General features: G+C 72.6%; 12 protein-coding genes. 5 read left to right on the top strand and 7 right to left on the bottom strand.

Going from position 1 to position 11915, the window contains the following annotated elements; all coding sequences use genetic code 11:
- Positions 1-26 precede the first annotated feature (26 nt).
- Positions 27-1160, top strand: coding sequence for a hypothetical protein (locus tag IEZ31_RS58810; protein ID WP_190248246.1), 1134 nt, complete (start codon positions 27-29; stop codon positions 1158-1160).
- Here the strand turns inward: IEZ31_RS58810 and IEZ31_RS03580 are convergent.
- The gene (locus IEZ31_RS03580; protein WP_190248245.1) at positions 1143-1688 is read right to left on the bottom strand and encodes an RNA 2'-phosphotransferase; all 546 of its coding nucleotides are present in this window, start codon (positions 1686-1688) and stop codon (positions 1143-1145) included. The genes IEZ31_RS58810 and IEZ31_RS03580 overlap by 18 nt on opposite strands.
- Before the next feature lies 1 nt (position 1689).
- On the bottom strand, positions 1690-2310 hold the full coding sequence (locus IEZ31_RS03575) for a TetR/AcrR family transcriptional regulator (protein WP_229834094.1): 621 nt from the start codon (positions 2308-2310) through the stop codon (positions 1690-1692).
- 25 nt (positions 2311-2335) lie between these two features.
- Between IEZ31_RS03575 and IEZ31_RS03570 the strand changes: the two genes are divergently transcribed.
- Positions 2336-2659 carry a hypothetical protein gene (locus IEZ31_RS03570; RefSeq protein ID WP_190248244.1) on the top strand — a complete coding sequence of 108 codons (324 nt, stop codon included), beginning with the start codon at positions 2336-2338 and terminating at the stop codon, positions 2657-2659.
- 46 nt (positions 2660-2705) lie between these two features.
- Here IEZ31_RS03570 and IEZ31_RS03565 read toward each other — a convergent pair whose 3' ends face one another.
- Together IEZ31_RS03565 and IEZ31_RS03560 are read right to left on the bottom strand one after the other, a co-directional pair.
- On the bottom strand, positions 2706-4235 hold the full coding sequence (locus IEZ31_RS03565) for a bifunctional 3-(3-hydroxy-phenyl)propionate/3-hydroxycinnamic acid hydroxylase (protein ID WP_190248243.1): 1530 nt from the start codon (positions 4233-4235) through the stop codon (positions 2706-2708).
- Between the two features lie 14 nt (positions 4236-4249).
- Positions 4250-5659, bottom strand: a complete 1410-nt coding sequence (locus tag IEZ31_RS03560) for a cellulase family glycosylhydrolase (RefSeq protein ID WP_190248242.1) — start codon at positions 5657-5659, stop codon at positions 4250-4252.
- Between the two features lie 252 nt (positions 5660-5911).
- Between IEZ31_RS03560 and IEZ31_RS03555 the strand changes: the two genes are divergently transcribed.
- A complete protein-coding gene (locus tag IEZ31_RS03555; protein ID WP_190248241.1) occupies positions 5912-6406 on the top strand; it encodes a YciE/YciF ferroxidase family protein in 495 nt (164 codons plus the stop codon).
- A gap of 59 nt (positions 6407-6465) precedes the next feature.
- On the opposite strand, the gene IEZ31_RS03550 is transcribed toward IEZ31_RS03555, so the two are convergent.
- Genes IEZ31_RS03550 through IEZ31_RS03540 form a run of 3 tightly spaced genes read right to left on the bottom strand, consistent with a single transcriptional unit; the run spans position 6466 to position 9711 of the window.
- Positions 6466-7308, bottom strand: coding sequence for an ABC transporter permease (locus IEZ31_RS03550; protein WP_229834091.1), 843 nt, complete (start codon positions 7306-7308; stop codon positions 6466-6468).
- A complete protein-coding gene (locus tag IEZ31_RS03545) occupies positions 7305-8783 on the bottom strand; it encodes an ABC transporter permease subunit (protein WP_190248240.1) in 1479 nt (492 codons plus the stop codon). Before IEZ31_RS03545 ends, IEZ31_RS03550 begins: the two co-directional genes overlap by 4 nt.
- A gap of 10 nt (positions 8784-8793) precedes the next feature.
- Positions 8794-9711, bottom strand: a complete 918-nt coding sequence (locus tag IEZ31_RS03540) for an ABC transporter ATP-binding protein (protein WP_190248239.1) — start codon at positions 9709-9711, stop codon at positions 8794-8796.
- A gap of 155 nt (positions 9712-9866) precedes the next feature.
- Here IEZ31_RS03540 and IEZ31_RS03535 point away from each other — a divergent pair, with 155 nt between their 5' ends.
- Entirely contained in the window at positions 9867-11222 is a 1356-nt protein-coding gene (locus IEZ31_RS03535; RefSeq protein WP_229834089.1) for a sensor histidine kinase, read from the top strand.
- The gene (locus IEZ31_RS03525) at positions 11219-11890 is read left to right on the top strand and encodes a response regulator (RefSeq protein ID WP_190248238.1); all 672 of its coding nucleotides are present in this window, start codon (positions 11219-11221) and stop codon (positions 11888-11890) included. The genes IEZ31_RS03535 and IEZ31_RS03525 overlap by 4 nt, the downstream gene beginning before the upstream one ends.
- Positions 11891-11915: the final 25 nt, after the last annotated feature.

The following is an 11915-nucleotide window of genomic DNA, read 5'->3' as shown; positions in this document are numbered from 1 at the left end:
TCCCGCCGGTGGCGTGGTCGGTCTCTGTGATCTGCGACTGGTACAACGAGCAGATCGTCGCAGCGGGTAAGCAGCCGCTGCTGTTGCTGCTCGCGGGCCTCGTGGGCGGGTTCGCAGCGATCCGCACGAGCACCCGCATGATCCGGGCGCAGGTGCGGTGGTGGCCCGGCAACCTTACGGCGGGCGGCGTCCACTTGCATCATGAGTTCTTCGGTGTACTGATCATGCTCGTCACCGGCACGCTGTCGTTCACCGCGGTCCCGTCGCCGTGGCGGGACGTCCTGGCGCTGTGCTTCGGGATCGGCGCCGGGCTGGTCCTGGACGAGTACGCACTGTTGCTGCACCTGCGCGACGTGTACTGGTCACGGGAGGGCCGCACCTCGATCGACGCCGTGATCGCGGTGACGGTCGTGACGATCATGCTGGTGGTCAGCACCGTCCCGTTCGGCCTGAACGACGTGGAGCGGCGGGAGGCGACGACCCGGTGGGCGGTCGTCGGCGTGGTGTGCCTGAACCTGACCCTGACCGTGGTCACCGCGCTGAAGGGGAAGCCGTGGCTGGCGCTGCTGAGCGTGGCGACGCCGTTCGCGGGGGTGATCGGGGCGTTCCGGCTGGCGTCCCCCACCAGCCCGTGGGCGCGGTGGCGGTACGGCTCCCGGCAGATGGCCCGGGCCGCCGAGCGGGCGGCGGCGTGGTCGCGGCGGAAGGACCGGCTGATCACTATGCTGGGCGGGGTGCCGTCCTCTTCGCCGCATGAAGACTGGTCCACCCAGCGGGCCCGGGCGATCGCCCACCACGGGGCCGCCCTGGAGCAACGGCGGGCGTCCGAGGCCGCCGAGGCCATGGCGCAGATCGCCGCCTTCGTCACCGAGGCGCGCGAGGCGGGCCTGCCGGCCGAGCCGCTGAAGGCCCACTCGTACGGTGGCCGGACCTACCGCACCCGGCTCCGCGGCTGGTACCTGAACCCGGCGCACACGATCGCCGTCGGCGAGGACGGCAAGTACTACTCGCTGCTCGTTCCCACGTCCGCCACCGGCTGGCTGACGGGCGTGACGGTGGAGCCGCAGCCGCCCCGGCTCATCGTGGGCGAGGGCGCCCGCGACGGCGAGTCGATCCCGCTCGCGACGCTGCTGCAGCGCCGGCTATCCGGGAAACCGTAGGTACTCCGGGGGCACCTCGTCGGTGAGCCACACCCCGTTGTCGGACCGGAAGAACGTGTGCCCGTCCCGGCCCATCTGCCCGGCGAGCACCGTGAAGATCACGATCGCCCCGCCGCGCCGCATGCCGACCCGCCGCGCGGTCTCGGTGTCCGGCGAGAGGTGCACGTGGTGCCGCCCACCCCGGTTGATCCCAGTGGCGAGAATCGACTCCCGCACCGCGGCGCTCGTCCCGTGGAACAGCACCTCCGGCGGCTCGGCGGCCGTCAGCCCGAGCTCGACGGGCACCGAGTGCCCCTGGCTGGCGCGGATGCGCTCCACCCCGTCGTCGCCGACGACGACGGCGAACCGCTGCTTGTCGTTCCCGGCGACGACGGCGTCGAGCGTGCCCCGATCGATCCCCAGGGCGGCGAGGAACTCGGGCACCGGCACCCACCCGGCCGGATCGAGGGTGAGCCCGACGCGCGCGGGATCGTGGCGGAGGACCTTCGACATCCGCTTGCTCACCTTGACCATCTGATTTCTGTCCATCTCACCCCCATTCTCCCGGTGCCTGTCCACCGATTTCGCGGGCGACACCGGGCCGGAGGCCGTCGAAGATCACCCGGGCGGCCCGGCTCCCGGCCCCCGCGTACTCCACCGCCCGCGAGGCCCCGACCAGCACCGCGATCACGTCCCCCGCACTCACGTCGCCCCGCACGACCCCGGCCTCCTGCGCCCGGACGAGCAGCACCTCGATGGCCGCCCGGAGCTCCCGCCCGACCTCGGCCACCACGCTCTCGACCTCGGCCACGGCCCCGGCCAGCGCGTTCTTGGTCGCGGACTGCCCGACGACCAGTTCCAGGAACCCGAAGAACGCCTCCTCCGGCGCCCCCTCGTCGGCCCGCTCGCGGGCGATCTCCGCGAGCCGGCGCATCCGCTCGACGAGAACGGCCTCCAGCAGCGCCTCCTTCGTCGGGAAGTGCCGGAACACGGTCCCGATGCCGACCCCGGCCCGCCGGGCCACCTCCTCGGTCGAGGCCCCGACCCCGTGCTCGGCGAACACGTCCTCGGCCGCCGCGAGCACCCGGGCCCGGTTCCGCCGCGCATCGGCCCGCAGCGGCTTCTCGTTGACAACCGGAGTTTCTGCTCCGTATCTTCTAATCGGAGTCACGAGTCCGATTATACGGAGGTACCTGATGCTCCTCTCGGCTGTCCTGGGCTTCGTAGCCGGCTTCTTCGCGGGCAACGGCCTGCCCTACTACCTGCAGGGCAGCACGGGCAACGGCCACAACCCGTCCCCGTTCCGCGACTCCCCGGCGGTGAGCGTGGCCACGGGCTGGGGCGCCTTCATGATCGCGGGCGCGGCCTGGTGGCACGCCGACGCCGCCCACCACCCCCTCCCGGCGTGGCTGGCCGCAGCGGCGGGCGTCCTGGCGGTGGGCCTGATCCACAGCCGCACCTGGCGCGACCCCGACCCCTGGGGCAAGCGCACCCGCCACGCACTCCCCGACCAGTCCTGACCGGGCGATGCTCACGACGCCGTCACCACGACGAACGCCCGGCCCCTCAGCCCCGGTGGACCACCCGATCGGGCCGGAGCACGACGGTCCGCCCGCGCAGCCACCGCCGGAGCCGCCCCGACGGATCCAGCTCCGGCGTCACCTCGATCGCCCGGCCCACGGGCGCAACGGCGGGCCGACCGCAGAACAGCGTCGCCCAACGATCCCCGAGCGCCTCATCGAGCCGAACGGTCCGCCCCTCCCACACGACGAGGGGCTGCGGTGCGAGCCGCCCGGCCCGCCGCCCGCCGCCCGCGACCCCGCTATCGGCAAGCCCGGCCTGACCCGCGAGCCCACCCCGGCGGGCCGGCCTCGTGCGGCGGCCGAGTCCTCGGCGACGCGCGAGCCGCAACGGCGGACTGGTCGAACGCAGCGCCAGCCCCTTCAACCCGGGCACCCGCCAGATCGCCCCGAGCACGACGCGCCGCACCGCCGCCGCGCGGTCCTGCCCGCCGGTCATCGCCCACCCGGCCACGATCGCCAGCCGGATCTGCGCCCGGGCGTGCGGCTTCCGCTCCGCCTCATACGTCGCAAGCAGCCGCGGGTCCCCATCCGCCAGCTTCCAAGCCAGGTTGTAGGCATCCCGCAGCCCCGCCCCGAGCCCCTGCCCGATGAACGGCGGCGTCTGATGCGCCGCGTCCCCCAGCAGGAACACCGGCCCGGCCCGCCACCGATCGGCGATGCGCGCCCGGAACGTGTACTCCGCCCGCCGAACCACCCGCACCCCGATGGTACCCAGCCAAGGTGTCAGCAGGGTGTCGACGTCCACAGTGGACTCTCCCGGACGGAGCCGGAACTCCCACCGGTACCGCAGCGCCCCCAACTGCATGAACGTCGCCGCCCGCCGCGGATCGCACACCTGGTGCACCCCGCCCCAGGCCCCGAGATCGCGGTCGCACACCCCGTCGACGACCAGCCACCGCTCCTCGAACCGCAGGTCCTCCAGCCGTGCCCCGATGATCCCGCGCACAGTGCTGTTCGCCCCGTCGCACCCGAGCACGACATCCGCCCCCACGGAGCGCACGTCGCCGCTGCGGATCACGGTGTACCGCACCCGAGCCGCGCCCCCGCCCCACCCCTCGATCCCGGAACCGCCCTCGCCCCCCTGTGCCCGCGCCCCGGGCGGCGCGCCGTCCCAGGTGACGCCGGTGACCTCGGCACCACCGATGAGCTCGACGTTGTCGAGCTCCGCAAGCCGGGTCCGCAGCAGCCGCTCCAGGTCGGGCTGGTCGAACATGTTCGCCTGCGGATACCCGTGCGGCCCGGTCGCCGTGTCCCGCCGGAACTCGGCCATCACCCGGTGCCGCCCGTCGAGCAGCCGCAGCCCGAGCCCCGGCCGGCTCACCCGCAGGAACTCGTCGGCGACCCCGATCTCCTGCAGGATCCGCAGCACCTCGTCGTCGACATGGACCGCGCGAGGCAGCGGATACGGCTCCTCGTACCGGTCCAGCACCAGGCACCGGATGCCCCGCTGCGCGAGGAGGATCGCGGAGGCGACGCCCACCGGCCCCGCCCCCACGATCACCACGCGATCCACGCGCCGAGGTTACTTCACGAGCACCGCGTCCCGTTGAGCGTGAACGCCGCCGGGTTCGTGTTCGAACCGTTCCAGTTCGCCAGGAACCCGAAGCTGACCGTCCCGCCCGCCGGGATGCTGGCCGTGTAGCTCGCGTTGGTCACCGTGACCGCCGCTCCCGACTGCGTGTACTGGCCACCCCACGACTGGGTGAGCGTCTGCCCGTTGGCGTAGCTCCACGCCAGCCGCCAGCCGTTGACCGCCGACGTCCCGGTGTTCGTGATCTGCACGTCGCCCTGGAAGCCGCCCGGCCACTGGCCGACGACGGAGTACGCGATCCGGCAGGCACCCGCCGGCTGCGACGACGAGGGCGAGGGCGACGCCGAGCGCGACGGCGAGACCGAGACGGACGGTGAGGGCGACGCCGACGAGCGCGACGGCGACGGGGACGAGCCCGCGTACACCGAGGCCTCCTTCGCGGTCGTCTTGATGCCGTTGGCGCCGTTGAAGATCCGGTCGCCCCAGCTCGTCAGCTGCGCCGGGTTGAAGTTGGTGACCATGTCCAGATACTCGACGCCGCCACCGTTGCCGCTCCACGACCAGCCGAGGTACCCGATCCGCAACGACTGCGTCGTCGCCATGATCGTGTCCTCGTCGGGGTTGCCGTCGGAGTGGTTGAAGCCGAACTCCCCCACCACGATCGGCAGCTTCGCCGAGACGAACCGGTTCAGGTAGTCGTTGATCTCCGCCGCGGTGTCGAACACCCCGTACATGTGGATCGAGAACACCGTGTTCTTCGCCGGATCGGCGGCGAACACCGTCGCGGCGTTGTCGCGCATGGTGAACTGCCAGTCCTGTCCCCAGTTCGGCGCGTCGACCATGATCGTGTGCTCGAACCCGTTGGACCGCAGCCGCTTGATCGCGTTGGCGGTGTCCGTGGGCCAGGCGGCCACCGTGGCGGCGGTGTTGCCGGTCGGCTCGTTGCCGATGTTGACGATGATGTACTTCTCCTGGCCGACGAGCGCGCTCTTCACGCTCAGCCAGTAGTCGACCGCGCGGTCGAGCGAGACGGCGCCGCTCTGCTCGCCGTAGCCGGTCGTGTCGTGCGCCTCCAGGACGCAGATGAGCCGGTTGGCCTTGCACTGCGACACGACGTTGGCGACGTCGGCCGTGTCGTTCTTCGTCCACCGGTCGCCGGTGGCCAGCACGACCCGCACCGCGTTGGCGCCGAGTGCCTTGATGTTGGCGAACGAGCTCGTCTGCGACGGGTACCACGTGTGCGCGTGGCTCACCCCCCGCATCACGAACTCGTTGCCGTTGGCGTCGTACAGCCGCCCGTTGCTGACGGTGAAGCCGGTGGCCGCCTGCGCCGGCTGCACGGCGACGAGCACCGACACCACCACGGCCAGGACGGCGGCGCCCGCCAGGGTGAACCGCTTCCTCACGATGAGGCCTCCCTTCCGATCGCCAGGCAACGTATTAAGCGGTTCAGTCCAGGTCAACGACGGTGGCCGAGCACCCCTGACGACCAGCGGCGGCCCCGTGAAACTTGCAACGCACGCGCCGCGCGCGCCGGCATCTCGCGCGGCCGAGCCGGCGGCCACGGGTTCGGCCAAGCCGGCGTGTTCAGCCCCCTCGCGAGCGGGTAGAGCGCGCCCGGCACCACCCACAGACGTCAACGCAGGCAGGAGAAGCAGATGGCACTCGACAACCCGGCCGACCTGTTCCTCTACGAGCTGTCGGGCATGTACGACGCCGAGCGCAAGAGCAACCAGATGGTGGGTGAGATCCTGGGGCACGCGGAGCACAGTCCGCTCGCCCAGATCCTGCGGGCTCAGCAGCAGCAGGGCCAGCAGAAGATTCAGAACATCGAGACGTGCTTCGCGATGCTGGAGATGGAGCCGATGGACGTCCCCTGCGCGGCCATCGACGGCATGCGCGCCGAGTTCCAGGCGTTCAGCAACCAGCACCCGTCGACCGAGGCGCTGGAGATCTTCACCGTCGACGCGGAGACGAAGCTCGCCCACTTCGGCATGGCCGGCTACCGGGGCCTGATCGACAAGGCGCTCCTCATGGGCGAGACGCAGTGCGCCCAGATCCTGCAGACCAACATGGTCCAGAAGCAGGAGAACGCCGGCACGTTCGAGCGGATCAGCCACGAGCTGGGCCAGCGGGTGGCCATGTCCGTCTGACCGCCCGGCGGGGCCGTCACCGAGGGGCGGCCCCGCCTCGCCGCCCACCGCCCAGCGCATCATGCGTCCCGCACCTCGAACATCACCAGCGCCGCCACAACCGCCACCGCGGCGTACACCGCCAGCACCCCGAGCCCCGCCCACGGCCCGATGTCCTGCGGTTCCAGGTGCCGGGTCACCTGGACCGCCAGCCCGGCATCCATCGGCGAGTACCGGTGCAGCCACCGCTGCCACCGCGCGTTCGACACCAGCGCCGCGACGAGCGGCGCAACGTACAGCAGCACCAGCACCCCGGTGATCGCCCCGGCGGTGTCGCGGACGAGCACGGCCGCTCCGGCACTCAGCAGCGCGACAAGCACCAGGTACAGCACGGTCCCGAGCGCTGCCCGCCGCGTCGGCTCGTCGGCGAGCGACAGGGCCGGGTGCCCGTTCGCCGCCGTGAACCCGCGCCCGGGCAGCATCCACCGTCCCACGAGCAGCGACGCCCCGACGGCCACCGTCGCCGCGACGAGCACGGTCCCCGCGACGACGGCGAACTTGCCGGCCAGCGCCCACGCCCGCCGCGGCAGCGCCATGACCGAGGTGTGGACCATCCCCGTCGCGTACTCGTTGCCGACCGCGAGCACCGCCAGCACGACCACGCCCGCCTGGCTGAGCCGCACCCCGAACAGGCTGAGCCGCACCGTGTCCTCGGGGCAGGGTGTCCCGCAGCCGTCGCTGTTGAGCGTGCCGGTCATCGCCAGCCCGATCCCGACGGTCAGGGCCACGATCGCCAGCACCAGCCAGCCGGTGCTCTGCACGGTCCACAGCTTCGTCCACTCGGCGTTCATCGCCCCACCGATCGGGCCGGCCCCGCGGCGATGCGCGCTGCCACGGCCGCCGCCGGGCTCCGAGCCGCTCATGCGTCCCGCCTCCGCAGCAGCCACCAGGCGACGGCGAGGGTCACCACGGCGTACACCGAGACGACCGTCAGCCCCGCCGCCGGCCCGATCATCGACCACGGATCGGCGAGCGTCGTGGTGGGCGGCTTCGCCCGCCAGGTCGCGAGGCCGCCGGCCGGCGTCAGCTGCATGACCCAGCGGCCCATCGACAGCGGCAGGATCGACGAGAGGATCACCGGCACCACGATCAACACGACCACGGTCGTGATCGCCGTCGCGCTGTGCCGCAGCACCGCGCCCAGCGCCGTCGCGAAGACGGTGAGGATCGCGACGAACAGCGCCGTCAGCAGGAGCGCCCGGAGCACCGGCGGGTCGGTCAGCGAGTACTCCGGATACGCCGGCGGTGCGAAGCCGCGGTCCTGCAGGACGGGCTGGGCCGCCAGCAGCGCGCCCGCACCGCCCACGAGCGTCATGACGAACGCCGCCGCGCCGATCACGATCGCCTTCGCCGCCAGCGTCCGGCCCCGCCGGGGGTTCGCCGCGAACGTCGCCCGGATCATGCCCTTGCGGTACTCCGACGTCACGAACAGCACCCCGACCGCCGCCAGCGCCATGAGCCCGGGCAGCACCCCGAACAGCGCGATCGACACGACGTCGTCGTCGGGCGGGTTCGGCCCGATCTCCCCGCCTCCCGTGATCGCGAAGGTGCCGTCGCGTTCGACCACCCCGGCCGCCTTCACCCCGGGCGGCCGTTCGCCCGCCTGCCCCCGGTTACCGCCGAGGTCCTTCGGCTCGCCCTCCGGCCGGTGCACCGCGTCGTCGTCCCACGCACCGGCACCGGCCGCGTCGAGGTGGACGTTGTCGAACGACGCCGTGCTCCGCGTCCCCTCCTGGCCCACCGACGTGCTGCCGGCGCTGCGCTTCACAACCACCTTCGGCGCCGAGTTCGCGAACATCCCGATCTCGACGTCACGCGGCAGCTTGGCCGCGGTCACCTGGCCGACCTTCGTCCAGCTCGACCCGTCGGCCGACTCATACCCGGTCACCACCGGACCCTGCCGCGTCAGCCGCAGCCACACCGGCGCCGTCCGGGAGCTGCCCCGGATGCCGGTCGCGTAGTCGGCCTCCAGATGGACGCCCTTCTTCGTGACCCGTAACGCCACATACCGGGAGCCGCTCGTGAGCCCGTCCTTGATGATCAGCCCGGCGCTGGCGTCGGTGCCGCTGTCCTCCTGCGCGGCGACCCGGGCGGTGATCGTGCCATCGCCGGAGAGCGTCTGATGGGCAAACTGGAACTCGTCGACGACCGGTTGCCCGTCCGGCCCGACCACGAAGTCGGGATGCTGGTTGACGTCGGAGCCGCTGCTCGACGAGACGAGCAGGCCGATCACCACGATCAGTATCCCGGAGCACAGCAGCGTCAGCGTCCACCTGCGCACGGTGCGCAGCTTCGTCCACTCGGCGCGCAGCGTCGCACCGAACCCGTCGCCCCTCATCGCAGCCACCTCATCGTCCCGTCGCGCTGAACTCGACACCGTCGCGGGTCAGCTCCATGTAGGCCTCCTCCAGCGAGGCCCGATGCTGCCGCAGCTCGGCGAACGGCACGCCGCCGCCGGTGAGCAGCGCACTGATCCGCTCCCCCGGCAGGCCATCCACCGACAGCTGGTCGTCGCCCGTCGCGGCGACCGTGCCGCCCGCGTTGGCGAGCAGGGTCATCGCCTCCGCGCGCTGCGTCGTGCGCACCTCGACCCGGCCCTTCGACGCGGCCGCGAGCAGCTCCGACACCTTCATGTCGGCGATCAGCCGGCCCCGGCCGACCGCGATCAGGTGGTCGGCGGTGCCCTCCAGCTCGCTCATCAGGTGGCTCGACACGAGCACGACCCGGCCCTCGGCGGCCAGCGACCGCAGCAGGCCACGGATCCACACGATGCCCTCGGGGTCCAGCCCGTTCACCGGCTCGTCGAGCAGCAGGACCGCCGGATCTCCCAGCATCGCCGCGGCGATCCCGAGCCGCTGCCGCATCCCGAGCGAGAACCCACCGGCCCGGCGCCGCGCGGCCGAGGCGATGCCGGTCATCTCCAGCACCTCGCCGACCCGACGCTTGGAAATGCCGTTGCTGTTGGCGAGCCACAGCAGGTGGTCCCGCGCCGACCGGCCGGGATGCACCGCGGCCGCGTCGAGCAGGGCGCCGACATGGGTCAGCGGCCGGCGGAGCGAGCGATACGGCACGCCGTTGACGAGCGCCTGCCCCTCGTCCGGTGCATCGAGCCCCATGATCACGCGCATCGTCGTCGACTTGCCGGCCCCGTTGGGACCGACGAATCCGGTCACCTCGCCCGGCCGGACGGTGAAGGTCAGGCCGTCGACGGCGACGACCGAGCGGTACCGCTTCCGGACCGCGCCTACCTCGATGGATGGCTGCATGGCGTCGACGGTACGAACTCGGCGGCCCGGCGTCGTCCCGCCACAGAGCTGTCCTCGGCATCCCTGACGTGAGGGATGCATCCCCCACGAGAGCTACTCGGAAGCGGCTGGCACGGGGGACGCCGGAACGGCCACGCGCGACCAGAATGACGGGTGTGAACCGAGCGCTGGAACGAACGTTGTCGACGGGCCGAGCGGCCGTCGCCACCAGGCAGTGGCCGCTGACCTGCGCGTTCGTCCTCGGCTTCCTCGTGCTCCAGGAAGAGGACTGGGCGCGCCGGCTGACTCTCACCACGACGTTGCTGGGCCTGTCGGTGACGCTCCCGCTCGCGCTGGGGCGCGCGGTGCCGGGCCTGGCGGCCGCGTTCGTCGCCGCGGGTTCCCTGGTGACCCTGCTTTCCGGTGTACCGCTGACCGTGGCGGCGATCGTCGCGCTCGGCGGGATGTATTTCGTGGCCGGGCAGCGCCTGCGCCCGCGATGGGGTGCCCTGCTGGTGGCGCCGTTCGTGGTCTACGCCCTCGCACCGGCCGGCGTGACGTTCGCCGATCCGGCCGGCGGTGACACCGGCACGGGCGGCCGGGCGTTCGCGGTCATGCTGCTCGCGCTCGCCGGCGGCGCGGTGCTGCTCGGCTCGTCACACCGCACCCGGGTCGAGGCCGCCCGGCGCGACCGCGACGACCGCGAAATTGCCGACACCCTCCTCGACCACGTGGCGCGGGGCGAGCGCGCCCGCATCGCCCGCGAGCTGCACGACGTCGTCGCCCATCACATCTCGATGATCGCGGTGCAGGCGGAGGCGGCCCGGTTGACGACCCACGGCATGCCACCGGAGGGCGAGAAGCGCCTGCTCGCGATCGGAGACACCGCGCGGTCGGCGCTGACCGAGATGCGCCGCCTGCTCACCGTGCTGCGCGAGGACTCGGGCGAGGAGCCGACCCGGCGGCCGCAGCCCGGCCTGCGGCAGCTCAACGAGCTCATCGACGAGGCACGCCGGCTCAACGGGGCGAGCACCCGGCTCATCGTCCGCGGCCGGGTCGCGCCGCTCGGCCCCGGTGTGGAGCTGACGGCGTTCCGGATCGTGCAGGAGGCGCTGACCAATGCGCGCCGGCACGCGCCGGGGGCAGCCGTCGACGTCGAGCTGGACTACGGCGAACGGGAACTGCTGCTCCGCGTCCGCGACAACGGGCCGGGCATGCGGACGGCGGGCGGGAACCACGCCGGGGGCGAGCGCCGGCCGCCCCCGCCCGCCCTGGTCGAAGGGCCCGCCCTGATCGCCGGGCCCGCCCCGATCGCCAAGACCGCCCCGACCGCCAGGACCGCCCCAGGACCAGAAACGACGATCGCCGCTGCGGCCACGGCTCGGACCGTGCTCGCTGCGGCGGGCGGGCACGGGTTGACCGGGATGCGGGAGCGGGCTGCGATGCTCGGGGGCACGGTGTACGCGGGGCCGGCACCGTCGGGCGGGTTTCTGGTCGAGGTGCGGCTGCCGGTCGAGGGGGACGACGGATGACGGTACGGATCGTGGTGGCGGACGATCACGAGGTGGTGCGCAACGCGTTCGCGGCGTTGCTGGAGACGCAGCCCGACCTGACGGTGCTGACGACCGTCTCGGATGGAGCGGCGGCGGTGCGGGCCTGCCGGGACGGGCAGCCGGACCTGGTGCTGATGGACGTGCGCATGCCCGTGATGGACGGGATCGAGGCGACCCGGCGGATCGTGGAGGCCGGCGGCGCGAGGGCACCACGGATCCTGATGCTGACGACGTTCGACCTGGACGAGCACGTGTACGACGCGCTGACCGCAGGAGCGAGCGGGTTCCTGCTCAAGGACGTGACGGCCGAGCGGCTGTTCGACGCGGTGCGGGTGGTCGCGGCCGGGGAGGCGTTACTGGCGCCGACGGTGACGCGGCGGCTGATCGCGGAGTTCGCGCGGATACGGCCGCACGCGCGCGCTTCGTCGACGCTGGGCGACGTGCTGACACCGCGCGAGACCGAGGTGCTGCGGCTGATCGCGGGCGGCCTGTCGAATCCGGAGATCGCCGACCGGCTCGTGGTCAGCGAGGAGACGATCAAGACCCACGTCAGCCGGGTGCTCGCGAAGCTCGGGCTGCGCGATCGGACCCAGGCGGTGATCGCCGCGTACGAGTCCGGCCTCGTCGTTCCCGGTGGCGCCGTCTGACGGGAGCGGCAGAGAGGAGCGGCAC

The sequence above is a fragment of the Dactylosporangium sucinum genome, from assembly GCF_014647515.1.
GTDB classification, from domain to species: Bacteria; Actinomycetota; Actinomycetes; order Mycobacteriales; family Micromonosporaceae; genus Dactylosporangium; species Dactylosporangium sucinum.
Note: the sequence above shows the minus strand (reverse complement) of the source record. Positions and strands in the feature narration are given on the sequence as shown.